The organism is Bradyrhizobium sp. 23AC, from assembly GCF_054863025.1.
In genome coordinates this window covers 475,635-500,291 of sequence record NZ_JAVAYN010000004.1, presented here as the reverse complement: position 1 = coordinate 500,291, position 24,657 = coordinate 475,635, and the positions used below count along the sequence as shown (strand labels likewise).

Sequence of the window (24,657 nt, the reverse complement as noted above, 5' to 3'; positions counted from 1 at the left end):
AATTCTACGAGCCCGCCCGACGGCACCGCTCGAGGCTACGAATTGTAATGCTACAGATCGTAGCATTCGCGGGACTGGCAGACAAGCGGAGATTGAAACACCTCCATCAAGACATCGGGAGCGGCCGCTGCCCTCAGAAATTCGGCCCGAGCGCGATCTTCGTGATGGTGTCGTGCCTGACGCCGATGCGCCATTCCGCCGAACCGTTGGCGAACTGGGCGATGTAGATGTCGCTGTCCAGCGCGGTGACGCCGCGGAAGGAGACGGCACGCAGCGCACCGAGCCGCGCCAGGATCGCCTGGTCGAACGGCAGCTGCTGACGCGTGATGTCGGCCACTTCCGAAGTCATGTGCTCGTAGTCCGGCTGTCCTCTGCCGACGCCCTCGATATAGCGGCGCAGCATCGCCTCGCCATTGGCGATCGGAACGGCGCGGCGCGCGGCGCGCCCCGGACGCACGCCGAGGTTTGAAGCTTCGACATTGTGGAAGCGGGTCTGCCGGCCCGGCATCAGGATCTCCAGACACCGTCCCGACTTGTCGGCAATCATCCAGGGATTGTTCACGGTGGTGGTGGTGAACCAGGTCATGTTGGGCCTGACGATCTGCGCCCTGCGATTGCCGTCCGCGTCCAGATTGACCACCTGGATGTCGTCGGCCATCTCGTTGTAGAGCATGATCCTGATCGGCGAAGTGCCGGCGCGGCCGCGAACGCTCGCCTCCTCCGCGCAAGGCGTGATGCCGCCGAGCTCCTCATTGCCGTCGGCCCGGAATAGCACGTCGCCGGCCTTGCCGTCCGGCTCGATCATCAGGCGAAATTCCGCCGTGCCGTTCTCGAACTTCGCGCCATAGATGTCGTAGCCGCCGGGGCCGACGCCGCGGAAGAAGATCGACTCCACCGCGCCGAGCGCCACGAACGTCGCCCGCGACTCACTGAGCTGCCGGTGAACCTTGGCCGCCAGCGGCGCACTCATCCGATCGTAGTTGGGCGTACCGCGGCGAAGATCCTCGATGCCGCGCAAGATCATCTCCTTGCCGCCGGGCGCCGGGACCTGCTCCCTGAATCGGTCAGGCACTTCCGCAAGGCGGCGCGCGAAATCCGCCTCGATCGCCTGAGCCACCGCTGCTTCGATCCGGGGCGCCAAGCGGGCGCCAAAGACCGAATTCTGCACCAGCACGCGCGAGACATTTGATTGCTCGTCACGCAGGAAGATCAGGAGATTTTCGCCACGGATTGAGAAGATGTCGGCACCTTCGGCGAGGAGCGTCGCCGGGCCCAGCACGGTTTCCTGCACCCGGAGCCGATCACCGTCACGCCGCACCGTCAGCACGCGGTTTGGCGCAATCCTGTACCAACCGACATACGGATCGAGCGATACCGGCTCGGCTACCGCCGCCGGCATCTCGGCGACACGAACCGCACGAATGTCGCGGCCGTTCATGCGCAGCGTCAGCTCGGACGAGCGGCGCTCCGCATCGAGCGCGAAGGTGATCTCGCCGGACGAGGCCGCGTAGGACGCCGTGCCGTCATTGCCGACCGTGAGGCGCAGCTTGCGCTGACCCGTGAGTTGGCCGTAGAGCTCGTCGCCCTCACGGAAGATGGCGAACACCGAGGCCGGACCCATGGCGTAGAAATTGACGAACGGGCGGTAATGCTGGGCAGGCACCTCGCCGGCATCCGCGGCGGCGGGCGCCGCGTCCGGCGTGCGATAGGCGATCATGCCGGCGGACACGATCACCGCCGGGACGATCGCAGCCGCGATCCACAGCCGCTTGCGCCAGCTGACCGCGACGGGCATCGCGGCAGCCGCGATGATGCGCTCGACACGGGCGCGCACGGTCGAGGCCCGCGCCATCGCGAGCTCGACCGGCCGCGGTTTCACGGTGCTGGCGAAATCGAGCAGGATTTCCGCATAGGACAGCCGGTCGTCGATGACCTCGATCGCCTCGGCATCGCTGATGATCTCGGCGAGCTCGGCAAGCCGCGCCAGCTGCCACCACGAGAACGGGCTGAACCAGAACACCGCGCGGTTGAGCGATGCGAGCAGGAGGACGTAGAAATCGCGGTTGACGACATGCGCACCTTCATGCGCGAGCACCGCTAGGCGCTTCTTCGCGTCCCAGCTGGCGAATTGCGGGGGCACCAGAATGGTCGAGCCGAAGGTGACGGGGCCGCCGACATCGCGGCTGACGCGCACGTCGGCGTCGATCATCTGCAGGCCCTTCATCGGCTTTGCCGCGCGCGCCAAACGCCAGGTCAGGCAGAGCCCGATCGCGAGCCGCAGCAGCAACAGGCCGGCGACGCCGGCATAGATCACGGTGGCAACGAGCCACCAATTGATCGAGAGCCCACTTTTGGCTTGCGGCGCGATAGCAATGCCGGGCGCGACTGGCAGCGCGGGCTGCGGCGTCTCCAGCATCGGGATGTCGGTCGGCAGAAAATCATCCGGCACGGCGACCGGCAAAGGCAGCCGGGTGATCGTGAGCGTCGGCCAATGCATCACGAATGGCATCGCCAGCGATGCCAGCAGAACGACGACCCAGGCCGTCATGTGAACGTGCGGATTGCGCACGCGAAACAGATTGAGACCGAACCAGACGACGCCTCCCAGCACAAGGGAGCGCAGTGCCGCCTCCGCCAGAGTTGCGATCATTCTTTCTTCACTCCCCTCGCCTTCTTCGCCTTGGCCACCTGGTCGGCCAGCGTGCGCAATTGCTGCTGGTCGAGCATCTTGTTGTCCACCATGCCGACGAGGACCTCCTCGATCGAGCCGTTGCAGAACCAGTCGACGATGCGCTGCACCGCCTTGGCCGCAACCTTCGCGCGCGGTTCGGCGGCCTGGTAGACGTAGGTACGTCCGTCCACGGTGTGGTTAGCATAGCCCTTTTCTTCGAGCCGACGCAGCACCGTGCGCACCGTCGATTCCTTCAGACGCCGCGACAAGCGCTCGCGCACGATTTCGGCCGTGACAGGACCATGGGCCCAAACCAATTGCATGACCTCGTGCTCGAGGTCGCCCAGTTCGGGCAAACGATCGTCCATGGCGGCTTACCTTGCGGATTGAATTTTCTTGTAACGCTACAGATTGTCGCATATAGGGCCGCGCGGCACAACGGCGATTCCACCTGGGATGGTGTCGGTGTGCTGACCTAGTTGCCGGTTCGTGATTTGAGGGAAGTCGAAATATGCGAGGTCGTCATGCCCGGGCTTGTCCCGGGCATCCACGTTCTTTCGTACCGCGCGTCAAGACGTGGATGGCCGGGACAAGCCCGGCCATGACGAGGCGGACACGTGACGCGCCCTAACCGCGCCGCTTGGGCGGGGGATGGCGGCTTAGTAATGCGGCTCGTACATCTGCGACTGCACGAGGGCCTTGACGTCATTGGGCGCGGGTCCGTCGGCGAGCCCGCGTTGATAGGCGACATCCGCGACGGCCGCGGCAATGCGGACCGAGACTTCGCGGATGCGCGGCAGGGCCGGATAGAGGCTGCCCTGCGCGAGATCCTCCTTGCCGACGCAATCGGCAAGCGTATGGGCCGCCGCCATGAACATCTCGTCGGTCACCAGCTTCGAGCCGCTGGCGATGACGCCGAGGCCGACGCCGGGGAAGATGTAGGAGTTGTTGCCCTGGCGCGGCACGAATCTGCGGCCGTCGAGCGTCACCGGGTCATATGGGCTGCCGCAGGCGAACAGCGCGCGCCCATCGGTGTATCGATAGGCGTCCTCCGCCGAGCATTCGGCCTTCGAGGTCGGGTTGGAGAGCGCGAACACGATCGGCTGTTCGTTGAGCTCGGCCATCGCCTTGAGCACCTCGGGCGTGAAGGCGCCGCCGACCGCGGCGACACCGATGATCGCGGTCGGCTTCAGCGTCTTGATCGCGCTGAGGAAGTCGCTGATCGGCGCCTGGTCGGCGTGGGCGTAGCGCAGCTTGTGGCCGGAGAGGCCTTCGCGGCCGCCAACGACGAGGCCGCGGGAATCCACCAGCCAGTTGCGCTGCAGTGCTTCGGCTTCCGAAGCACCCTCCGCCATCATCGCGGACACCACGAGATCGGCGATGCCGGTTGCCGCTTCGCCTGCCCCTAGGAACAGGATCTTCTGATCCTTCAGCTTGCCGCCGTTCACGCGCAGCGCCGAGAACAGGCCGGCGAGCGCGACCGCCGCGGTGCCCTGGATGTCGTCGTTGAAGACGCAGGCCTCGTCGCGATATTTGTGCAGCAGCTTGAACGCCGAATGATTGGCGAAATCCTCGAACTGGATCAGCACGCCCGGAAAGGTCTTTCGCGCGGCTTGCATGAATTCGTCGACGAAGCTGTCATAGGCCTCGCCCGTCAGCCGTCGCTCGCGCAGGCCGAGATAATAGGGATCGTTCAAGAGCTCTTCGTTGTTGGTGCCGACGTCGAGCACAACAGGCAGGCACGCTTCCGGATGCACGCCCGCGCAGGCCGAATAGAGCGAGAGCTTGCCGACCGGAATGCCCATGCCGTTGGCACCGAGATCGCCAAGTCCCAAAATGCGCTCGCCGTCGGTGACGACGATCAGCTTGGCCGGATAGGGCCAGTTCTTCAGAAGCTCGGCGATCTGCCCGCGGTCGCGCGAGGAGATGAACATGCCGCGCGGCCGCTGGAAGATCAGGCCGAATTTCTGGCAGGCGAGCCCGACCGTCGGGGTGTAGATGATCGGCTGGATCTCATCGATGTTGTCAACGACGACGCGGAAGAACAGCGCCTCGTTGCGGTCATGCAGCGCGTTCAGCGCGACGTACTTCTCTAGATCGGTCGGCAGCGTGCGCAGATTGGTGAGGACGCGCTGAGCCTGCGTCTCCATCGTCAGCACGCAAGGCGGCAGCAGGCCGCGCAGGCCCAGGGCCTCGCGTTCGGCTTCCGTGAAGGCGGTCCCCTTGTTGAGCAAGGGATCGCGCAGCAATGTCATGCCTTGCGGCGAGCTAGACGACGTCGATTGGGCAACGACCCGGGCAGGTCTATTCACGAATTCCCCCAAAAAGCTTCATATTGAACCGCGGACATTGTCGGCCAGCGCTCCATTGAGATCAAGGACGTAGCGTCTGGGGCATCGATTGTGATCTCGCACCGCAGCGAGACTTTCGCGAACAACAGGCAGTTGCGCGCGAGAAAAGGTTAACGCCGCGGCTATTCCGGCTTGATATCGGCCGCCTTCACGATCGGCCACCATTTCTCGGTTTCGGCCTTCTGGAACGCCGCAAGCGCTGCCGGCGTCTGCTGCGCCGGGTGCGGTATCTCCTGCCCCAGTTCGGCAAAGCGCTGCTTGACGGCAGGCTCGGCGAGCACGGCGACGATCGCCGCGTTGAGCTTCGTGACGATGTCCTTCGGCGTGTTCTTCGGTGCCCAGATGCCGTGCCAGTAGGAGATGTAAAGGCCCGGCAGGCCCGCTTCGTCGACGGTCGGCACATCGGGCGCAGACGCAAGCCGCGTCGGCGAGGTCACCGCGAAGGCCTTGATCGCACCGCTCTTGACGTGCGGCAGCGAGTTCGAGGCCTGGTCGAACATGATGTCGATCTGCCCGGCGACGAGATCGATCATGGCGGGCCCTGCGCCGCGATAGGGCACGAACTGGAAGTCGGTGCCGGTCTTGTCCTTGAAGAAGACGCCGGCGACATGCGCGCCGGTACCGGCCCCGGCCGTCCCGGCGGTGCCCTTGCCGGGGTTGGCCTTCAGCCAGGCGATCATCTCTTTCAGGCTGTTCGCCTCGAGTGACTTCCTGCCGACGATAAGCTGCGTTCCCATCGCGATCATCGCGACCGGCTCGAAATCGGCGACGATGTCATAGGGCAGCTTGAAGATCGCGCCGTTCAGCACATGGGTGCCCCAATGGCCGATCGTGATCGTGGTGCCGTCCGGGGTCGCACGCGCCACGCGCGCACCGGCGATGCTGCCGGAAGCGCCGGCCACGTTCTCGACCACGACCGTGGTGTGCAGCTCGGCGGCGATCCGCTCGGACAGGATCCGCGCCAGCGTATCGGTCGGACCGCCCGCCGCGAACGGTACGATGAGGGTGATCGGGCGCGATGACTGGGCCCTTGTCGGTGCGCACCACATCGCGCATCCGATCAACGCGCCAACGACGATCACATGACCGCGCAACACGGCCCACAGCCCCCGCATCAGCCTCTCCCACCCTTTTTGCCGCCCGCATGTTGTCAGCGGGCTGGAGGGCGAGTGAACGCTGCCGGACGGGCGGAGGCAAGCCGGAAGTTACAGCCGATGGCTATCCGGCCGCCCGCCGCGGCGTCAGATTGGCCGCGCCATCTGCCGGCGGCACGACGTGCATCAAAATGGTCTGGGTGGCGGATGCGACGTCGATGCCGTTCTGCTGGAAGCGCAGCTTCATGCGGCGGTTGAATTCGCGCTGGACCGGCCAGCGCCCGGCCTCGGTGCAGCGGATCTGGCCGACGATCGACACCATCGCGCCGTCGACCTTGTCGATGCCCCACAGATCGAGGTCGCCGCGGATCAGCGGGCGGAATTCCGGTTCGCGGCGCATCTCGTCGACGATGTCCTTGAGGATCTGGCCGGCGCGGTCGGTGTCTTCCTTGTAGGCGACGTTGACGCTGACCGAGGCGTTGCCGGCGCCGCGGCTGGCATTGGTGATGGTCGTGACCGCGCTGAACGGCACGATGTGCACGGCGCCGTCGCCGGCACGCAGACGGATGGTGCGGATCGAGACGTTCTCGACCACGCCAGACAGCCCCGACACGCTGACATTGTCGCCGACCTGGACCGTGTTCTCCAGCAGCAGGAACAGCCCGGTGATGAGATCCTGCACCAGCTTCTGCGAGCCGAAGCCGATGGCAATACCGACGATGCCGGCGCCTGCCAAAAGCGGCGCGACGTTGACGCCGATCTCGCTCAGCGCGGTGAGGCCGACGACGGTGGCGATCAGGCACAGCAGCGCTGTACGCAGCATCGGCTGGAAGGTGCGCAACCGCGCGGCACGGGCGTAGTGCCCGTCCCGCGACAGCGTGTTGATCTGGCGGTCCAGCAGCGCGTTGCTGGCTTCCCAGATTGCAGCAGCGATCAGGACGGCGAGGCCGATCGTCACCACGGCCGAGATCAGCCTGCTGCCGATCTGGCCGCCATAGAACCAGACGATGGCGTCCACGCCCCAGACCTCGAGCACGGCGACGAAGCCGATGAAGCCGATCACGCCGGATACGATCTTGCGCAGCAGCGGCAGATAGCGGTTGGCGCGGATCTCGAGACCGGGAAAGCGCTGGAGGATCTCCGGCTTGATGCGGAAGCCGCGGTCGATCAGGCTGAGCGTCAGCATGATGGCGACGCGCGTGACCAGCGCCACCACGACCGTACCGACGAAATACTGCAAAAGCAGCGAATAGCCGTTGCGGATGTTGAGCGCCCACACCGCCCACAGCGCAAGATCGAGCGCGATGGCGAGATAGTGCCAGCCGCCGGCGACGCGGTTGCGCAGGCGGGCCGCGATGCCCTGCCGCTCGGCCGGCGCACGGATGGCCTCGGCGACCTGCCGGCGGCATTGCAGGATGATGACGACGATGAAGAGGTGCACGACCAGCATCACCATGCGCAGCAGCGCCGCATAACCGGTACGATGCAGGCCGAGCAGCAGGGCCACATTGGCAAAGGCGATGCCGGAGACGCCGACGCCGACGATGCGGCGCGCCCAGATCTCGATATAGGCCGCGGTCTCGGCCCGGACCGGAAACAGCCCGAACGGTCCCGCCAGCGCCCGGATCACGCAGATGAGTCCGCGCGAGAAGGCATAGGCATTGACCACCGCGAGGATCACGAGGCGAACGGTCGTGGGCTCGCCGATCTCGGTGCCGAGCAGCGCGGTGGCGACGCCGACGAAGATGACCACCGGCAGCAGTTCGAGCACGAGACGTCCCAGTACGAAGGGCAGCCGCAACAAAACCTGCCACACGCGCGCGAGGCTGTGGCGTCGCTTGTTCAAGTCGGGCGCGGGCGTGACATCGGCGGTTGAGGACGGCGGGTCGGCAATGGGGATCACCTGTGCCGGCAGGTGCGCGGTTTGCGGCACGCGTCCTTCCAGGAACGCGACCGGGCGGCGGATCAGGCGAAAGATCACCCACTCGGCCGCAAGGGCGCAGCCGAGCACCAGCGCCAGCTTCCAGGCGATCTCGATCAGGAGATTGTAGGCGGCAGGATCGTTCGCAGTCCGCAGGAACCAATAGTAGAAGGCCGGGAAGTGCGTGAGCGTCCGCGCCATGCTGGCGATCTCGCTCGAGATCGCGCCGATCTCCTCCGACACCGTGAGCAGGAGTTGCGCCCCGAGGCCATCGGCGGAGAGCGGGATCGGCGACTTCTGCTCGGGCGCGGGCGGCGCAGGCTGCTGCTGACCGGACGCACTCGCGATCGCGCGCAGCGTATCGATCATCTGTGCGCGCTTCTTGTCGTCCTGGAGCGTCTCCAGCGCGCGCCTGGCTTCGTCGGGCGACAGTGCGGCAGCGTTATTCGTCGCCGGCCGAGGCGTTTCGGCGCGGACACCGCAGAGAGAGAAGATCGCGAGGAAGAGAGCGGCGAGGACCGCCGGGGCAAGCTTATGCGACACGAGGATTCCCTGAAAAAAATGAATGAGCCGGCGGCGTCGGGACCGTCACCGCCGAAGCACATGCGTCATGTCGGATCGCAGCTATTCGCCTCCGGCCTGTGTCGGAAGTTGGCCTTTGAGGCGACATTCTCTTGGCATTTACCGCAATGCGAAGATCGGGGAACCGCAGCATCGGCGCGGGTCAGTTGCCCGGCAATTGCGTCGCGGCCATTCTTCGAGACGCGCTCGGGCCAGCCGACCTGCCATGCAACACCCTCCGTCATTCCGGGAGGCGGCCCGGAATGACGGCAAGGAGGAAGGTGGAGGAGAAAAGCAGGATGTCAAAACCACCTGTCGCGGTCAGCCTCGTCACGGCCATCCGGACACGATCGATGTGATGCAAAATACAGCGCCGGGAAGGTAGGGGCTCTGCCTTACTGATGCAGCCCTCTAAACCTTGACCCGGCGTGCCGTTCGCGGTTTCCGCCGCTATGCGATAGTCCGAACGAGCTCCATCGCACTTAACGCGGCTGGATTTGCGGAGGTGGAGTCATAGACCTCCCCTTGCTCATGAGGTGGACGTTGCGCGTCGCTTATTGCGACCAGCGGAATGCTCCTCCTGTGCCACAAAACTGTCAAGCGGGAACGACAAGCGCGCGATCACAATTGGAGGCGTCAGTTCCGCAGGGTTTTGGCGCAGCATCTATTTTGCCCGACGCATCAACTCAATTTCGCACAATCCGCATTCATATGACACCCGCCGGCAAGCCATTGATTCCGCTACGCCCGGCTACTTTGCATGGGGTCGTTTTCGTAGTTTTTGTCTGTGGCCTAGAGAAACATGTCGGCAAGGTCCACCGTCGAGGCCGTCCCGACCCGGTCGAAGTTGCGCGCCAGCCAGCTTCGCGCCGCCGAACGGCCCTCGTCGCGCAGGCGGCACAACAGGCTCCATTCGGGATGGAATTGCGTGGCCGTGCCGAGCTGCGACATCAGCTGGTCGTTGCCGATCCAGTGCATGTACATGCGGCTGTGCTTGCCGCTGTCGAGCTCGCCATCGTCGATCAGCCGTGTGGCGAAGGCGATCGCGCGCATCTCGCGCATCAGGGACGAATTGAAGCTGATCTCGTTGATGCGATGGAGGACGTCGGCCGCGCTCGTCGGCAGCTCGTCGCGCCGGATGGCCGTGACCTGCACGACGATGACGTCGTGGCTGCCCTTACGGTAGATCAGCGGGAAGATCGCGGGATTGCCGAGATAGCCGCCGTCCCAATAATGCTCGCCGTCGATCTCGACGGCCTGGAAATAGGGCGGCAGGCAGGCCGAGGCCAGTACGGTCTCCGCGGTGAGATGCGGGCTCTGAAATACCTTGATCTTGCCGGTGCGGACGTTGGTCGCGTTGAGGAACAGTTGCGGCGCCTTGGGCGAGGAATTGAGACGATCGAAATCGACGACCCGCTGCAAGAGCGACCGGAGCGGATTGAAATGAAAGGGATTGAGCAGACCCGGCGGCAGCGTGTGCGTCAACGTGTGGATGACGGCGTGAACCGGATGATATTCCGGCGGCAGCTTCAGGGCCTGAATCCACTGGTTCAGCGGCGACATCAAATCGTACGCCATGTCCATGCGAGACACTTCGTACCAGAATGCGTGCAGGCTCTCCCGCGCGGCCTCCGCACCCCCGTGCGCCATGCCGGAAGCCATCGCCACCGCATTCATGGCGCCGGCACTGGTCGCGCTGACGGCCTCGATCGCGAGCCTGCCGTCTTCGAGCACCTGGTCGAGCACGCCCCAGACGAAGGCGCCGTGCGCGCCGCCGCCCTGGAGCGCGAAATTGACGGTCTTGCGGTCGGCGGTCCGATTGGCTGTCACTTTGCTTTCTTCTTGCCTCCCGTCCCCTCTTTCTCCAGCGCCTTCCGCACTTGCTCGAACTCCGCCACCGAGGCCTTGTCGGCGCGGGGGAAACGCAGGTCGAGCTTTTCGAGCGCGGCATTGATCACCGAGCCGATCACGACGCGCGCGAACCATTTGTGGTCCGCGGGCACGACGTACCACGGCGCATGAGCCGTCGAGGTGTGCCGGACGATGTCCTGATAGACCGCCTGGTAGCGCGGCCACAGCGCGCGCTCCTTGATGTCGTCCATGGAGAACTTCCACTGCTTGGCCGGCTCCTCCAGCCGGTCGAGGAAGCGCTCGCGCTGCTCCTCCCTGGACACGTTGAGGAAGAACTTCAGCACCACGGTGCCGTTGCGGCAGAGATACCGCTCCCAGGCGGCAATGTCCTCGAACCGCTCCTTCCAGATGTTCTTGGTGAGGAGCTTTTGCGGCAGCTTCTCCTTGGCAAGGATCTCCGGATGCACGCGCGTCACCAGGCATTCCTCGTAATGAGAGCGGTTGAAGATGCCGATATGGCCGCGTTCGGGCAGCGCGATCGCGTGCCGCCAGAGGAAATCGTGATCGAGCTCCTTGCTGCTCGGCGCCTTGAAGGCATGGACCTCGCATCCCTGCGGATTGATGCCTTCGAAGATCGCCTTGATGGCGCTGTCCTTGCCTCCGGCGTCCATGGCCTGGAACACGATCAGGAGCGACCAGCGGTCCTGGGCATAGAGCTTCTCCTGAAACCCGATCAGCCGCTTCTTGTTGGCGTCGAGAATCGCCAACGCCTTCTCCTTGTCGAGATCGCCCTTCTCGTCGGACTTGTGCGCCTTGAGATGAAACTTGCCCGAGCCGTCATAGCGGAACGGCGTGATATAGCGGTCAAGTTCCTGGGCGAGCGATTTGGACGGCTTCTTGCTCATGAGCGCGGGGCACCTTGCGTTGCGGCTTCAATCGGTCGAGCAAGCTACCAAGGATGCCCTTGGGAAGGAATATGATGAAAAGGACCAGCAGCACGCCGTAGACGAGATTGTCCCAGCCGACCGCCTTGGTGCCGAAGCCGATGCGAAGGGTTTCCGCCAGCAGGATGGTGATCACGGCGCCGAAGGTCGGGCCGAGCGAGACGAACAGGCCACCCACGATGGCCGCGAACACCATCTGGAGCGACACCGCGATGCCGCTGACGGTGTCGGGCGTGATGAACATCTGGTACTGGCAGTAGATCGCGCCCGCGAGCGCCGTCATCAGGGCACTGAGCAACGTGATCTTCAGCTTCTCCGCGGTGACGTCGACGCCGGCGGCGGCGGCTGCGTCCTCGTCCTCCGAGATCGCCTCCAGCGCGTAGCGGCTCATGCTGCGGTCGACCCAGTGCCAGACCACGATGCCGAACAGCCAAACCCCGAGCGCGATCAGATACCAGGTGATCTTGTCGTCGAACTGCAGTGCCAGCAGCTTGTTGCCCGAAGTTCGATTCGGCGTGTAGCCCAGCGAGCCGCCGGTGTAGTCGCGCGTCGCCGTGATGACCTGGAGCACGATGCCTGACAGCGCCAGCGTCACCAGAACGAAATAGTGTCCGGTGATGCGGAAGCGGAAGCAGGGATAGCCGACGATCAGGGCCAGTGCGCCGGCCGCGACCATGCTGACGGGAATGCCGATCCAGGGCGACACGCCGAGGTGGTTCCAGAGCAGCGCAGTGACATAGGCACCGATCCCCATGAAGCCGCCATGGCCGAGCGAGACGAGGCCGAACCGCCCCATCATCGACCACGACGTGTAGGCGAACGACCAGATCAGGATCAGCACCAGGATGTGCAGATGATAGGGATCGCGATAGACGAAGGGCAGCGCGACCAGCGCCGCCAGCCCAATCCCCCATGCTGCAAGCCGTCCCTGCCCCATCATCGGCGCCTCGCGAGCAGGCCCGCGGGCCGGATGAACATCATGACGATGAAGAAGGCGAAGGCGAGCACATAGCCCCATTCCAGATCGGAGAACAGGCCGCCGAGGGAAATGATCTCGGCAAACACGAAGGCGGCGATGAAGCCGCCGATGAAATTGCCGAGCCCGCCGAGCACGCAGATCAGGAAGGTGATCGGCCCGAAGGAGAGGCCGACGAAGGGGTGCACGTCATATTGCAGCACCAGGAGGCAGGCGGCGAGCCCGGCCAACCCGCCGCCGATTGCAGAGGTGATGAGATAGATCCGCTTGGTGTCGACGCCCATCAGCGCCATGATCTGCCGGTCCTGCGAGATGGCGCGGATCGCGGTGCCGGTGAAGGTGCGCGTCATGAACAGATAGACGGCGACCATGCCGACCAGCGCGGCCAGGAAGGACAGCAGCCGTGCGTAGCTGAAATTCATGTCGCCGAGGGCGAGCACCGGCAGGCGGATGCCGAGATTGCGGAAGTCGATGCCGAAGGCGACGGTGGCAAAGCTCTGCAGCACGAACAGCACGCCGCCGGTGGCAAGCAGCTGGTTGATCGGCGGCGCGGTCAGCAGCGGCGCGATCACGAGGTAATGCAGCGCCGCGCCGAGGATCGCGACCAGCGCGATGGTGAGAGGCGCGGCGACGAAATAGCTGACGCCGTAATACTGCACCATGAAATACATGGCGTACATGCCGATCATCACCAGCTCGGCATAGCAGATCCAGGTCACGTCGATGACGCCGAAGATCAGGTTCAGCCCGAGCGCGAGCAGCGCCAGCACGCCGCCGAGCAGGATGCCGTTGATCACGGCCTCCAGCAGATAGATGTCGAAGACGTCCAAGAATGCCTGCATGCCCCCTCACACCCCGAGATACGCTTCCTTGACCGTGTCGCTCGCCAGCATCTCGGCGGACGTGCCGGATGCCCGGATGGTGCCCGCCTCGATCAGATAGGCGCGATCGACCACTTTCAGCACCTGCTGCACGTTCTGCTCCACGATCAGCACGGTCAGCCCGCTAGCGCGGATCCGCTTCACCAGCTCGAACACCTGCTGCACCACGACCGGCGCCAACCCCGCCGAGGGCTCGTCGAGCAGCAGCAGCTTTGGATTGGACATCAGCGCGCGGCCGATCGCGCACATCTGCTGCTCGCCGCCGGACATGGTGCCCGCCATCTGGTGGCGCCGTTCCTTCAGGCGCGGAAACAGGCCGAACACCACTTCGAGCCGATCGGCATAGTGGCTGCGCGCCTCCTTCATGAAGGCGCCCATCTTGAGATTGTCGTCGACCGAGAGCTGCGGAAACAGTCGCCGGTTCTCCGGCACATGCGCAATCCCGAGGCTGACGATCTTGTGCGGCGGCGTTGCCACGACGTCGGTCCCCTCCATCCGGATCGACCCGCGCGAGGGCCGGATCAGGCCGGAGATGACACGCATCAGAGTGGTCTTGCCGGCGCCATTGGGGCCGATGACGCCGACGGCTTCGCCGGCCTTCACGTCGAGATTGACATCGAACAGCGCCTGGAACGTGCCATAGCCGGCATTGACGGCGCGGAGCTCCAGCATGCCTAGCCTCCCGCGCGGCGGCGCGCTTCGGCGGCCGCGGCCTGCGTGGTCTCGGCATCGGTGCCGAGATAGACCTCGATCACGCGCGGGTCGCCCGCGACCGCGCTCGGCAAGCCTTCCGAGATCTTCTCGCCGTGATCGAGCACCATGACGCGATCGACGACGCGCATCAGCACGCCCATGATGTGCTCGACCCAGATGATGGTGATGCCGAGCTCGTCGCGGATGTTGCGCAACATGTCGGCGGCCTGATCCATCTCGGTTTCGTCGAGACCGCCGAGGCTCTCGTCGGCCAGCAGCAGCTTTGGCGCCGTGGCGAGCGCTTTCGCAAGCTCGAGCTTCTTCAACCCCGCTGCGCCGAGACCATCGACGCTGGCATGGCGATCGGTCGGCAGACCGACCATCGCCAGCGATCTTTCCGCCGCCTCCTCCGCCCTGGCACGGCTGTGGCGGCCCTGGCCGTAAAAGCCGGCGAGCGCGACGTTCTCGAAGATGGTCAGGCGGCGGAACGGCCGCGGAATCTGGAAGGTGCGGCCGACGCCGCTGTTGATGATCCGGTGCGGGGCGAGACCCGCGATCTCGGAGCCGCCGAACATGATCGAGCCCGATGTCGGCGCCAGCGTGCCAGAGAGCATGTTGAAGATCGTGCTCTTGCCCGAACCGTTGGGGCCGATCAGGCCGAGGATCTCCCCCTGATCAACCCGAAACGACACGTTGTTGACGGCGGTGAAGCCGCCGAACCGCTTCACCAGCCCACTGACCTCCAGCACCAGAGCACTCCGCCGCTATTGGTTGCTGTAGGTGGTGCCTTTCGGCAGCGGCAGCACGGCTTCACGCTGCGCCTGGCTCTTCGGCCACACCACGGAGGATTTGTCGTCGATATACTGGATCACGACGGGGAACGAGCGCTCGTTCTGCCCGGCCATGGGGCTGCCTTCACCGTAAAACTTCACGCCGAAGCCGAGCATGGTGCCGCCTTCTGGGATGTCGGTGTCGAGCGCCGCCTTGCGTAGCGCCTCGGGATCGACGCCACCGTATTTCTTGATCGCGCGCGGCAGCACGTCGGCCATGAACACGTAGGTGTTGGACGCGCCGATGCCGACATGGGCGGAGCGGATGGCAACCCCGGGCCGGATCTTGTCGAACTCCTCGCCGACCATTTTGATCACGGGTGGGAGCTTGGGATCCATGGTCTTCTGGTTGGCGAGCCAGATCGAGATCGGGTCGGTGTTGAAGATGTAGGTGGCGTCGGCTCCCATGCCTTCCTTCAGCTTCTCATAGACGCCGTAGCCCGCGCCATGCCCCATCAACGCGCCAAACTTCAGGCCCTGCTCGCGAGCCTGGCGGAGCAGCAGCGTGATGTCGGGGTTATAGCCGGTGTGGAAAATCACGTCGGGCTTGGCGCGCTTCAGCTTGGTCACCAGCGCCGACAGATCGGGCGCGGTTGCCGAATAACCCTCCTTCATCACGACGTTGAAGCCGGCTTTCTTCGCGCCTGCCTCGTTGCCCTTGGAGACGTCGACGCCATAGGCGCCATCCTCGTGGATGATGGCGACGCGCAGGTCCTTTGGCTCCTTGTCGAACTTCGCCTTGGCGTTCTGCGCAATGAAATCCATCGTCATCATGCCGAACTGGTCGCCGCTCGCCTGCGGGCGGAAGACGTATTTGTAACCCTTCTCGTTGAACACGGCGGACGAGATGCAGGTCGTCATCCACATGAACTTCTTGAGCTGCTCGACGCGGGCGGCCACCGGCACGCACTGCGCCGAGGAGAAGAAGCCGAGCACCATGTCGACCTTCTCCTGCTCGAGCAGGCGGACGGATTCGTTGATGGCGATGTCGGGCTTGCTCTGCGCATCGGCATAGACCGCCTCGATCTTGTAGCCTTCGACGCCGGTCTTGGCGAAATGGTCGAGGATGATCTTTGCGCCGATATAGCCGAGCTCGGAACCGCCGCCGGCCAGAGGTCCGGTCAAATCAAAAACGACGCCGATCTTGATCTTCTTGTCCTGAGCCTGGGCGGCCGCCGCCAGGCTCGTCGCGGATATCGCGATCACCAGCCCACGTACCAATCGGGCAGCCATGCGCAGGCGCATCAAAACCTCCCTGGACGATTGTGCATTGCATTCGTCTTGCTTTTGGTTGCCTCCATCACATGGGCAGAGCGCAGGGATGTCAAGCCTCGCGCATCAGCGCGAGGCGAACTGCTGCTCGATAAAGGCCGTGACAAATCGCGGCATGGTCGGCGTGAGATCACCCATCCCGCGCACGAGATGAATCGCCGACAATTCAGGCTCGTCCTCACAGGCGAGATTGGCTTCGATCCGGGCGCGAGCCTCGTCGCCGGGCATATCGAGGTTGAGCACCTGCATCATCGCAATCGCGGGGCCGCTGACGACGCAATACCAGTCCGGCTCGGCCTTATAGTCCGCCGCCGTCAAGCCGGTCTCTTCCTGAATTTCGCGGACGACGCTGCCGGGAATGTCCAGCGTCCCATCCCTGACATCGTCGAGATCGGGCGTGCCCGACGGGAAATAGATGCGGCCTGCGTTCGCAGTGTGCTGCGCCATCTCGCCCATCAGGAAGGCGCCGTCGGACGTGCGCAGCGCGCCCATGCCAAACCCGTTGAACACGGGCACGCCGGGAAAGCCCCAGTCGCGCCAGGCGAGGAAGCTTGCGAAATCGGTCTCGAAATAGGTCGAGGCGAAATGGCCGTCCGTGAACACGGGATCGCGCCCGAGCAGGACGCGGCCGTTCCAGATCTTCGGTCGTTCGCGCTGCTTCTCGGCAAAGTGCGCTGCGATCTCGTCGCGACGCTCCTCGGCGAACGGCCAGACGATCGGTCGCACGGCAAGATCGAGCGTCGTGACGCGATGAATGATCAGTGACGTCATGAGAGACGATTATTACGCCTTTGCGTCCGCTATTTGGCGGTCCCCGTCGTCTTCTTGGCCTGCTCGACGAACTTGTTGGTGAAGGTCTTGCTGACGTCGATCTTGGCGTTGGCCACCTCGGGCGAGCCGACGCTGAACACCGCGAGCACGGCGTCCGCGCCCTTCGGGTCCATCTTGCCAGTTTCGGAGAACATCGGGATCGTGTTCTTCAGTGCGGCGAGATAGAGATCCTTGTTCTTGCCGACCGTCTCCTCCGGCATTTTCGCCATGATCTCCTCTGGCGAATGCGAGTGGATCCAGGCGAGCGTGGCGAGGATCGCGTTGGTGAGCGCCTGGGTCTCCTTCTCGTGCTTGGCAACCCAGGCCGCGGTCGAGTACAGCGCGCCGCCGGGATATTCGCCACCGAAGGTCTCGAGCGTGTCCTTCTGCGTGCGGGTGTCGGACAGGATGCGCAGATCCTTGTGGCTGCCCTGGAGCACGGTGACGGAGGGGTCGAGCATCACGGCCGCGTCGATCTGGCCCTGCTCCATCGCGGCGACCGCGGTGGCGCCGAGGCCGACGCCGATCACGGCGGCGCTGGTCGGATCGATGCCGTTCTTCTTGAGCATGTACTTCAGGAAGAAGTCGGTCGAGGACCCGGGCGCGCTGACGCCGACCTTCTTGCCGGCGAGATCCTTGACCGACTTGATGTCGTTGGTGCGCGATGGCGCGACCACGAGCACGAGGCCGGGATAGCGGTCATAGACCACGAAAGCCTGGAGCTCCTGCTTCTTGGCAGCCAGATTGACGCAATGGTCGAAATAGCCGGACACGACGTCGGCGCTGCCGCCGAGCACGGCCTTGAGCGCGTCCGAGCCGCCTTTGAGGTCGACCAGCTCGACATCGAGGCCGGCCTTATCGTATTCGCCGAGCTGCTTGGCCAGCACCGTCGGCAAATAGCACAGGCAGGAGCCGCCGCCGACCGCGATGGTGACCTTGCTTTGCGCTGCGGCAAGCGAGGTGGTGAGCGTCAGCGCGAGCAGTGCCGCGGCGAGCCTGGCAATCGTGTTCTTCATTGGTTTCCTCCGTTCGGCCGGCGGCACCATAGAGCAGCGCGACAGGCTTGAGAAGCGTGGCCTAAGGCACTGGCCATCGGCCTTTTGGCGCAATAGCATGCGGGTACAACAACAAACTTGTGATGGGGAGATCATCCATGAATCGCCTTGCAATCGGGCTGTCGATCGCCGCCGCCTTTGCCGCCGGATGCGGCGCGAACCAGCTGCTCCGGCCGGCGCTCGCCGCCGAGAACATCACCGCGCAGATCATCCACACCGGAGAGATGGAAGGCGATGCGCTCGGCGCCGCCAACAATGCCGGCTTCCGCTCAAAAATGTTCGCCAGTGCCGACGGCGCCACGATCTCGATCCAGGTCGGAAATGTGCCCAAGCACATGCATCCCAATACCAACGAGATCCAGTACATTCTCGACGGCACCGGCACGATCTGGCTCGGCGACAAGGAGGTCACGGTGAAGCCGGGCGACCTCGTCATCATTCCGAAGGGCACGCCGCATGGCGGCACCAAGCCGATCAGCGGACAGGTCAAGGCCATCGCGATCAAGACGCCGCCGCAGGCGCCCGACGACACCAAGCTGCTGGATTGAGGCTTCGCGACTGGGGCCCGCGCTGATACGCGGGTCCCGCCTCGCGCCTAGCCGCGCCCATCCGACGCGGTCGGCCGCCACACCAACAGGCGCCGCTCCACCAGCGTGACCCCATAGTCGATCAGGATGACGAAGGCCGACAGCACGAACATGCCGGCGAACACGCCGGCGACGTCGAACACGCCCTCGGCCTGCTGAATGAGATAGCCAAGGCCCGCCGCCGAACCCAGATATTCGCCGACGACCGCGCCGACCACGGCAAAGCCGACCGAGGTGTGCAGCGAGGAGAACATCCAAGACAGCGCCGAGGGCCAATAGACGTGCCGCATCAGCTGCCGCTCGCTCATGCCGAGCATGCGGCCGTTGTCGAGCACGGTGCGGCTGACCTCCTTGACGCCCTGATAGACGTTGAAGAACACGATGAAGAACACCAAGGTCACGCCGAGCGCGACCTTGGACCAGATGCCGAGGCCCAGCCACAGCGCGAATATCGGCGCCAGCACCACGCGGGGCAGTGCGTTGACCATCTTGACATAGGGGTCGAACACCGCGGCGACCAGCGGCTGGCGCGCGAACCAGAAGCCGACCAGCACACCACCGGCCGATCCGATCACGAAGGCCAGGATTGATTCCGCCAGCGTGATGCCGAGATGCTTCCAGATCACGCCGGACGCGAACCATTTCACGATCTGGCTGAACACGTCGAGCGGGTTGGAGAAGAAGAACGGCGGCAGCAGGATCTTGCCGAACACGGGAACGGTCGACAGCACCTGCCACAGCACGATGCAGACGACCGCGACCAGGACTTGCAGCGCGAATAGCGTCGGACGCGACATCAGACCGCCTCCGCCGCTTGGGTGGATTGCGCGTAGCCCTTCATCACCTCGTCCTTGAGCACGCTCCAGATCTCGCGGTGGAGCGCGTGGAACTCCTTGTCCAGTCGCACCTCGAAGATGTCGCGCGGGCGCGGCAGGCTCACGCGCCAGTCGCCGATGATACGCGAGGACGGCCCGGCCGACATGATCACGACGCGGTCGGCGAGCGCGATCGCCTCTTCAAGGTCATGGGTCACGAACAACACGGCCTTGCGGTCGGCGTTCCAGAGGTCGAGCAGCAGATTGCCCATCACCTGGCGGGTCTGTGCATCCAGCGGCCCGAACGGCTCGTCCATCAAGAGGATTTTTGGATCGCGGATCAGCACCTGCGCCAGCGCCACGCGCTTGCGCTGGCCGCCGGAGAGCATGTGCGGATAGCGACCCGCGAACGCGCCGAGGCCGACGGAGGTCAGCCATTTCTGCGCGCGCGGCAGCGCCTCGGGGCGCGGCGTGCCCTTGATCTCCAGCCCGATCGCGACATTGTCGAGCGCGGTCTTCCACGGGAACAGTGCGTCGGCCTGGAACAGGTAGCCGGCATCCCGGTTCAGCCCCGCGAGCGGTCGGTCGAATATCCTGACGTTGCCGGCGGCCGGCTTCAGCAGCCCGGCCGCGACGTTGAGCAGCGTGGATTTCCCGCAGCCCGTGGGCCCGACGATGGCGACGAACTCGCCTTGCGCCACCGTGAGATGGGCCTTTTCCACCGCCGGGTAGACCCGCCCGTCCCCGAGCCGGAACGCAACCTTGGCATCTTCCAGCGCCACTGCCGTTGGCGTTGACATGTATTCCCTCCGAACTTGGCCCGATGCCTTAGCCGCTCGCGCGGCCAAGTTCAATCAAGGCGCCAAGCGTGCTACGCATGGGTCTTGCCGTGCTCTTACCCTCCCCTGGAGGGGGAGGGTCGGCTCACATGAGCGCAGCGAAATGTGAGACGGGGTGGGGTGACGGTCTCTCCACCTCGAACAGTGCCCGAGTGGACAGATCACCCCACCCCGCTCACGCTACGCGCGATCGACCCTCCCCCTCCAGGGGAGGGTAAGAGAAAAGCGAGCCCACCCGCGATGCCTTCCAAGCTGGCGATCAGCTACCAGCACGTCACCAAGAGCTTCGGCTCCCTCACAGCCGTCGACGATTTGTCGCTCGACATCGCCGAAGGCGAATTTCTGGCGATCGTCGGCGGCTCGGGCTCCGGCAAGACCACGCTGCTGCGGCTCGCCAACCGGCTGATCGAAGTCGATGGCGGCACCATCACGATTGAAGGCGAGAACGTGCAAAGCGTCGATCCGGTCGCGCTGCGGCGGCGGATCGGCTACGTGTTCCAGAGCGGCGGGCTGTTTCCGCATTTGAGCGTCGCCGACAATATCGGGATCACGCCGAAACTGCTCGGCGAGCCGGCGGCCGATATCGCAGCACGTGTCGATGAGCTGCTGGGTCTCGTGCAGCTCGACCGCAACGCGCATCGCAGCCGTCTGCCGGAGGCGCTCTCCGGCGGCCAGCGCCAGCGCGTCGGCGTAGCGCGGGCACTTGCGGCAAGGCCCCGCATCGTGCTGATGGACGAGCCGTTTGGCGCACTCGATCCCCTCACCCGCGATGCCCTCGGCGAGGATTATCGTTCGCTGCATCGCAAGCTCGGCCTGACCACCGTGATGATTACCCATGACATGACGGAGGCGATCCTGCTCGCCGACCGCATCGCGGTGATGCGCAGCGGGAAGCTGCTCGCGCAGGGCACGCCCGCCGAGCTGTCGAACAGCAAAGACGCTTACGTGCTGGAGCTGCTGCGTACGCCGCGGCGCCAGGTCGAGCGGCTGAACGCGCTGCTGCCTCAAAGCGGTGCGGCATGAGCCTGTTTTCCGATCCACGCTGGGGCGAGGCGTTGGCCCATTTGCCCGATTATCTCGGCAACCATGTGCGGGTGAGTCTTGCCGCGCTCGCGCTCGGCCTTGCGGTCAGCCTGCCGCTGGCGATCCTGACGCGCAACCGCCCGGCGCCGCGAGCCATCCTGCTCGCAATCGCCAGCATCGTGCAGACGGTGCCGGGTTTGGCGCTGCTCGCGCTGTTCTATCCGCTGCTGCTGCTAGCCGCGTCGGTGACGCTGGCCTGGTTCGGCGTGTCCTTCTCGGCGTTCGGCTTCCTGCCGGCGATGCTGGCGCTGGCGCTCTATTCGATGCTGCCGGTGCTGCGCAACGGCATCACCGGGCTCAACGGCATCGATCCCGCGCTGATCGAGGCCGCCAAGGGTGTCGGCATGACCGCGCGGCAATCGCTGGTGATGGTCGAGCTGCCGCTGGCGCTGCCAGTAATGATGGCGGGCATCCGCACCGCCGCGGTGTGGGTGATCGGCACCGCGACGCTCTCGACGCCCATCGGCCAGACCAGCCTCGGCAATTACATCTTCGCCGGGCTTCAAACCCAGAACTGGGTGTTCGTGCTGTTCGGCTGCTTTGCCTCGGCCCTGCTCGCGCTCGCCGTCGATCAGCTGCTCGGCCTGATCGAGGGCGGCCTGCGCCGCCGCAGCCGCGCCCGCACCGCGCTTGGCGCGGCCGGAATCGCAGCGCTCGTCGCCGCAACGCTGGTGCCGACGCTGGGGCGCTCGTCGCAGGGCTATGTCGTGGGCGCCAAGACCTTCGCCGAGCAATATGTGCTGTCGGCCCTGCTCAGGGATCGCCTCCAGGCCGCCGGTCTGTCCGCGACGGCGCGCTCGGGCCTCGGCTCCAGCGTGATCTTCGGGGCGTTGAAGGCCGGCGACATCGATCTCTATGTCGATTACTCCGGCACGCTCTGGGCCAACCAGCTGCATCGCACCGACATCAAGCCGCGCGCCGAGCTGTTGACGGATTTGAAGACAAGTTTGGCAAAGGACAACATCACCCTGCTCGGCGAGCTCGGCTTCGAGAATGCCTATGCGCTGGTGCTTCCGAAGAAGCGCGCCGAAGCGCTTCATATCCGCACCATTGCCGATCTCGCCGCACACGCATCGACGCTATCGATTGCCGGCGACTACGAGTTCTTCTCGCGGCCCGAATGGGCGGCGCTGCAAAAGGCCTATGGCCTTTCGTTCCGCGCCCAGCGCCAGATGCAGCCCGACTTCATGTATGCGGCGGTTGCGAGCGGCGAGGTCGACGTGATCGCCGGCTACACCAGCGACGGGTTGATCGCGAAATACGATCTGGTCGCACTCGACGACCCCAGGCACGCGATCCCGCCCTACGACGCCATCCTGCTGCTGGCCCCGAAACGTGCCGGGGACGAGCGGCTGCAGGCCGCACTCAAGCCACTGCTCGGCAAGATCAACATCGCCACCATGCGCGAGGCGAACCTGCGCGCCAGCGGCAACGACGCGAATTCCTCGCCGGATGCGGTCGCGAAGTGGCTGTGGGGGAAGGTGGGCGGGCGGTAGGTTGAGATTTCGTAGGGTGGGCAAGGCGCGCAAGCGCCGTGCCCACGGTCGCTGGATGCGTGTGAGAGGTGGTGGGCACGCTTCGCTTTGCCCACCCTACGGATTCTCAGGATGGCGGTAGAGCCTACAGCCCCCTGATGATCCCCGCGTTGATCAGCAGGCGGTTCAGCCGCCGCGCTTCGGCGCCGTCCTTGCAGCTGTAGAAAACGCCCTTGCAGCGGAGCATGATCTCCTTCTGCTCGGCGAAGGACGGATCGAGCGGGATGCCGGCGGCCTCCTGGATCACCAGCGGCAGATAGGGGCCGTCGATCGTGTCCATCACGGCCTCGCTCTTGACCGGCTCGAAATTGACGGCGTCGATCGCGTAATAGGTCGCGTAGAGGCGCGGATCGTAGGCGTCCAGCCTCTTGCCGAGAGCGCCCTCGTCGAGCCCGGGCTCGAGGATAGCAGGTGCAAACTCCGGCTGATGATCGCCATAGCGCACGATCAGGAAGGGCTCGCCCGGGAACGTCTTCTTCAGGCCCGCGACGAACGCCTTGTATTGCTCGGCGCTGATCGCCTGCCGGCGCAGATATTCGTCGATGGACGGCACATTGCCCGGCGCGCGCCAGTTCGGCAGCAGCTCGGGACGGAAGCGCGTCTCCCAGGGGAAATGATTGGCACCGAGATAGATGAAGGTGAACAGCGGCTTGTTGGGCGGCTGCTGGCCCATCAGTTGGAGCGCCTTGTCGTAGAAGAAGCCGTCCGGCTCGACGTCCTTGGCACCGAGGTCCTTGGCGTCGAGGAAGCGTTCGATGCCGGTCGTCAGCTGGAAGCTGCGCGCAGCCATGAAGCCGCCATGGGCGGGATACAGCGACATCGTGTCGTAGCCGCAACGGCGCAGCGCCAGCGGCAGGCCGCGCTCGACGCGGTTCGAGGCGATGCGTGTCACGAAATAGGCGAAGCGGCCGAACGAGCGCGAGGAGAGGCCTGCGAGCACGTTGTATTCGGTGAACCAGCTCGGGCCGCCATTGCTCTCGGCCAGGAACGTGCGCTGCCTGCCGTCCCAGGATTTGAAGTGGCTGCCATAGCCCTGCGGCACCTTGATGCTCTGGGCGGCGCGGATGTCGAAGCTCGATTCATCATGGATCATGATGATGTTCGGCCGGCGCCCGGCAGGATGGCAGGAATCGACCAGCGGCATGTTGAGCCGCTCGTTGGTCGCGGCGGCCGATTCCATGAAGCCGTATTGCACGAAATCGGAGACCGAGCTGACGCCGGAGCGGAAGAATTTCGACAGATAGCCGTCGTCGTAATAGCCGCGCCAGGCTTCGTCCGGATGATAGAGCGAATAGCCGACCAGCGCGGCAAGGCAGGCCAGCTTGCAGGCGAGCGCCGGTAGGCGGCGGATGCGGAACGGATCGAGCCACCACAGCGCATACATCAGCGGCAGCGTGACGAAGCCGGCCAGGATCACCGACCAGCGCAAATTCGGGAAGATCGTGAACAGGAACGCGACGGTGTCGCGGTCGATCATCATCAGGTCGATGAAGTTGACCGTCATCTGGACGACGTCGTGCTTGAGCCGCGACAGCAGCACCAGCACGACGACCATGGTCAGCGACAGCGCGCCTGATAGCGCCGGCCGGCGCAGCAGCGTGATCCAGAAAAAATTGAGGATGCCCCAGGCCAGCGCGAAGGAGAGGCGCGAGCCGAAATCGGTCTCGGTCTGGTACATCAGCGCGAGCGCGGCCAGATGCGGCGCCGCAACCGCGAGCAGCCGCCAGATGCCGAGCGCGGCGACGCTCGCCAGCACGGCGGTGGCGGCAGAAGGACCTGGATTGGGCGCGGACGCCATCGACGACACGCTATACTTCAAGTCCGGCGCGGTGATGCCAGGCCGTCTGGTCCTCGAGACGGTGACGGGGCGTCCGGAGCAGCCGGAAGC

At 64.9% G+C, this 24,657-nt stretch carries 20 protein-coding genes; 3 read left to right on the top strand and 17 right to left on the bottom strand.

Features of this window, described 5'->3' with window-relative positions; translation table 11 throughout:
• Positions 1–133: 133 nt before the first annotated feature.
• From RAD10_RS13465 to RAD10_RS13400, 14 genes are all read right to left on the bottom strand, one after another.
• Complete coding sequence (locus RAD10_RS13465) at positions 134–2,650, bottom strand: M56 family metallopeptidase (protein WP_461617859.1); 2,517 nt, start codon at positions 2,648–2,650, stop codon at positions 134–136.
• On the bottom strand, positions 2,647–3,039 hold the full coding sequence (locus RAD10_RS13460) for a BlaI/MecI/CopY family transcriptional regulator (RefSeq protein WP_018319749.1): 393 nt from the start codon (positions 3,037–3,039) through the stop codon (positions 2,647–2,649). Before RAD10_RS13460 ends, RAD10_RS13465 begins: the two co-directional genes overlap by 4 nt.
• Before the next feature lie 291 nt (positions 3,040–3,330).
• Complete coding sequence (locus RAD10_RS13455; RefSeq protein WP_461617858.1) at positions 3,331–4,983, bottom strand: NAD-dependent malic enzyme; 1,653 nt, start codon at positions 4,981–4,983, stop codon at positions 3,331–3,333.
• A gap of 161 nt (positions 4,984–5,144) precedes the next feature.
• Positions 5,145–6,137, bottom strand: a complete 993-nt coding sequence (locus RAD10_RS13450) for a Bug family tripartite tricarboxylate transporter substrate binding protein (protein ID WP_461617857.1) — start codon at positions 6,135–6,137, stop codon at positions 5,145–5,147.
• Between the two features lie 103 nt (positions 6,138–6,240).
• A complete protein-coding gene (locus RAD10_RS13445; RefSeq protein ID WP_461617856.1) occupies positions 6,241–8,580 on the bottom strand; it encodes a mechanosensitive ion channel domain-containing protein in 2,340 nt (779 codons plus the stop codon).
• Between the two features lie 810 nt (positions 8,581–9,390).
• Positions 9,391–10,428 (bottom strand): patatin-like phospholipase family protein, encoded by a 1,038-nt coding sequence (locus tag RAD10_RS13440; RefSeq protein ID WP_461617855.1) that lies wholly within the window; start codon positions 10,426–10,428, stop codon positions 9,391–9,393.
• A complete protein-coding gene (locus RAD10_RS13435; protein WP_461617854.1) occupies positions 10,425–11,354 on the bottom strand; it encodes a polyphosphate kinase 2 family protein in 930 nt (309 codons plus the stop codon). Before RAD10_RS13435 ends, RAD10_RS13440 begins: the two co-directional genes overlap by 4 nt.
• The gene (locus tag RAD10_RS13430; protein WP_461617853.1) at positions 11,314–12,333 is read right to left on the bottom strand and encodes a branched-chain amino acid ABC transporter permease; all 1,020 of its coding nucleotides are present in this window, start codon (positions 12,331–12,333) and stop codon (positions 11,314–11,316) included. The genes RAD10_RS13435 and RAD10_RS13430 overlap by 41 nt, the downstream gene beginning before the upstream one ends.
• On the bottom strand, positions 12,330–13,211 hold the full coding sequence (locus RAD10_RS13425; RefSeq protein ID WP_461617852.1) for a branched-chain amino acid ABC transporter permease: 882 nt from the start codon (positions 13,209–13,211) through the stop codon (positions 12,330–12,332). Before RAD10_RS13425 ends, RAD10_RS13430 begins: the two co-directional genes overlap by 4 nt.
• Before the next feature lie 6 nt (positions 13,212–13,217).
• A complete protein-coding gene (locus RAD10_RS13420) occupies positions 13,218–13,922 on the bottom strand; it encodes an ABC transporter ATP-binding protein (RefSeq protein WP_038971199.1) in 705 nt (234 codons plus the stop codon).
• A 2-nt stretch (positions 13,923–13,924) separates the two neighbouring features.
• The gene (locus tag RAD10_RS13415) at positions 13,925–14,692 is read right to left on the bottom strand and encodes an ABC transporter ATP-binding protein (RefSeq protein ID WP_461617851.1); all 768 of its coding nucleotides are present in this window, start codon (positions 14,690–14,692) and stop codon (positions 13,925–13,927) included.
• A gap of 15 nt (positions 14,693–14,707) precedes the next feature.
• Positions 14,708–16,018, bottom strand: coding sequence for an ABC transporter substrate-binding protein (locus tag RAD10_RS13410; RefSeq protein WP_461617850.1), 1,311 nt, complete (start codon positions 16,016–16,018; stop codon positions 14,708–14,710).
• A gap of 93 nt (positions 16,019–16,111) precedes the next feature.
• The gene (locus RAD10_RS13405) at positions 16,112–16,816 is read right to left on the bottom strand and encodes an NUDIX hydrolase (RefSeq protein WP_461617849.1); all 705 of its coding nucleotides are present in this window, start codon (positions 16,814–16,816) and stop codon (positions 16,112–16,114) included.
• A 29-nt stretch (positions 16,817–16,845) separates the two neighbouring features.
• Positions 16,846–17,871: an ABC transporter substrate-binding protein gene (locus tag RAD10_RS13400; protein WP_461617848.1), complete on the bottom strand. Its 1,026-nt coding sequence runs from the start codon at positions 17,869–17,871 to the stop codon at positions 16,846–16,848.
• 137 nt (positions 17,872–18,008) lie between these two features.
• Here RAD10_RS13400 and RAD10_RS13395 point away from each other — a divergent pair, with 137 nt between their 5' ends.
• Positions 18,009–18,458, top strand: a complete 450-nt coding sequence (locus RAD10_RS13395; RefSeq protein WP_461617847.1) for a cupin domain-containing protein — start codon at positions 18,009–18,011, stop codon at positions 18,456–18,458.
• A gap of 47 nt (positions 18,459–18,505) precedes the next feature.
• Here RAD10_RS13395 and RAD10_RS13390 read toward each other — a convergent pair whose 3' ends face one another.
• Entirely contained in the window at positions 18,506–19,294 is a 789-nt protein-coding gene (locus RAD10_RS13390) for an ABC transporter permease (RefSeq protein WP_038947610.1), read from the bottom strand.
• The gene (locus RAD10_RS13385) at positions 19,294–20,112 is read right to left on the bottom strand and encodes an ABC transporter ATP-binding protein (protein WP_461617846.1); all 819 of its coding nucleotides are present in this window, start codon (positions 20,110–20,112) and stop codon (positions 19,294–19,296) included. Before RAD10_RS13385 ends, RAD10_RS13390 begins: the two co-directional genes overlap by 1 nt.
• A 279-nt stretch (positions 20,113–20,391) precedes the next feature.
• Here RAD10_RS13385 and RAD10_RS13380 point away from each other — a divergent pair, with 279 nt between their 5' ends.
• Both RAD10_RS13380 and RAD10_RS13375 read left to right on the top strand, forming a co-directional pair.
• A complete protein-coding gene (locus tag RAD10_RS13380) occupies positions 20,392–21,174 on the top strand; it encodes an ATP-binding cassette domain-containing protein (RefSeq protein WP_461617845.1) in 783 nt (260 codons plus the stop codon).
• Complete coding sequence (locus tag RAD10_RS13375) at positions 21,171–22,730, top strand: ABC transporter permease/substrate-binding protein (protein WP_461617844.1); 1,560 nt, start codon at positions 21,171–21,173, stop codon at positions 22,728–22,730. Before RAD10_RS13380 ends, RAD10_RS13375 begins: the two co-directional genes overlap by 4 nt.
• Before the next feature lie 124 nt (positions 22,731–22,854).
• On the opposite strand, the gene RAD10_RS13370 is transcribed toward RAD10_RS13375, so the two are convergent.
• The gene (locus RAD10_RS13370; RefSeq protein ID WP_461617843.1) at positions 22,855–24,567 is read right to left on the bottom strand and encodes a sulfatase-like hydrolase/transferase; all 1,713 of its coding nucleotides are present in this window, start codon (positions 24,565–24,567) and stop codon (positions 22,855–22,857) included.
• Positions 24,568–24,657 lie beyond the last annotated feature (90 nt).

What these genes read in the sequence shown, in the direction of transcription:
- RAD10_RS13400 (WP_461617848.1), bottom strand. Translation starts at nt 17,871, where the DNA reads ATGAAGAACACGATTGCCAGGCTCGCCGCGGCACTGCTCGCGCTGACG.
- RAD10_RS13460 (WP_018319749.1), bottom strand. Translation starts at nt 3,039, where the DNA reads ATGGACGATCGTTTGCCCGAACTGGGCGACCTCGAGCACGAGGTCATG.
- RAD10_RS13395 (WP_461617847.1), top strand. Translation starts at nt 18,009, where the DNA reads ATGAATCGCCTTGCAATCGGGCTGTCGATCGCCGCCGCCTTTGCCGCC.
- RAD10_RS13425 (WP_461617852.1), bottom strand. Translation starts at nt 13,211, where the DNA reads ATGCAGGCATTCTTGGACGTCTTCGACATCTATCTGCTGGAGGCCGTG.
- RAD10_RS13430 (WP_461617853.1), bottom strand. Translation starts at nt 12,333, where the DNA reads ATGATGGGGCAGGGACGGCTTGCAGCATGGGGGATTGGGCTGGCGGCG.
- RAD10_RS13420 (WP_038971199.1), bottom strand. Translation starts at nt 13,922, where the DNA reads ATGCTGGAGCTCCGCGCCGTCAATGCCGGCTATGGCACGTTCCAGGCG.
- RAD10_RS13390 (WP_038947610.1), bottom strand. Translation starts at nt 19,294, where the DNA reads ATGTCGCGTCCGACGCTATTCGCGCTGCAAGTCCTGGTCGCGGTCGTC.
- RAD10_RS13370 (WP_461617843.1), bottom strand. Translation starts at nt 24,567, where the DNA reads ATGGCGTCCGCGCCCAATCCAGGTCCTTCTGCCGCCACCGCCGTGCTG.
- RAD10_RS13450 (WP_461617857.1), bottom strand. Translation starts at nt 6,137, where the DNA reads ATGCGGGGGCTGTGGGCCGTGTTGCGCGGTCATGTGATCGTCGTTGGC.
- RAD10_RS13380 (WP_461617845.1), top strand. Translation starts at nt 20,392, where the DNA reads ATGCCTTCCAAGCTGGCGATCAGCTACCAGCACGTCACCAAGAGCTTC.
- RAD10_RS13405 (WP_461617849.1), bottom strand. Translation starts at nt 16,816, where the DNA reads ATGACGTCACTGATCATTCATCGCGTCACGACGCTCGATCTTGCCGTG.
- RAD10_RS13410 (WP_461617850.1), bottom strand. Translation starts at nt 16,018, where the DNA reads ATGCGCCTGCGCATGGCTGCCCGATTGGTACGTGGGCTGGTGATCGCG.
- RAD10_RS13385 (WP_461617846.1), bottom strand. Translation starts at nt 20,112, where the DNA reads ATGTCAACGCCAACGGCAGTGGCGCTGGAAGATGCCAAGGTTGCGTTC.
- RAD10_RS13435 (WP_461617854.1), bottom strand. Translation starts at nt 11,354, where the DNA reads ATGAGCAAGAAGCCGTCCAAATCGCTCGCCCAGGAACTTGACCGCTAT.
- RAD10_RS13375 (WP_461617844.1), top strand. Translation starts at nt 21,171, where the DNA reads ATGAGCCTGTTTTCCGATCCACGCTGGGGCGAGGCGTTGGCCCATTTG.
- RAD10_RS13465 (WP_461617859.1), bottom strand. Translation starts at nt 2,650, where the DNA reads ATGATCGCAACTCTGGCGGAGGCGGCACTGCGCTCCCTTGTGCTGGGA.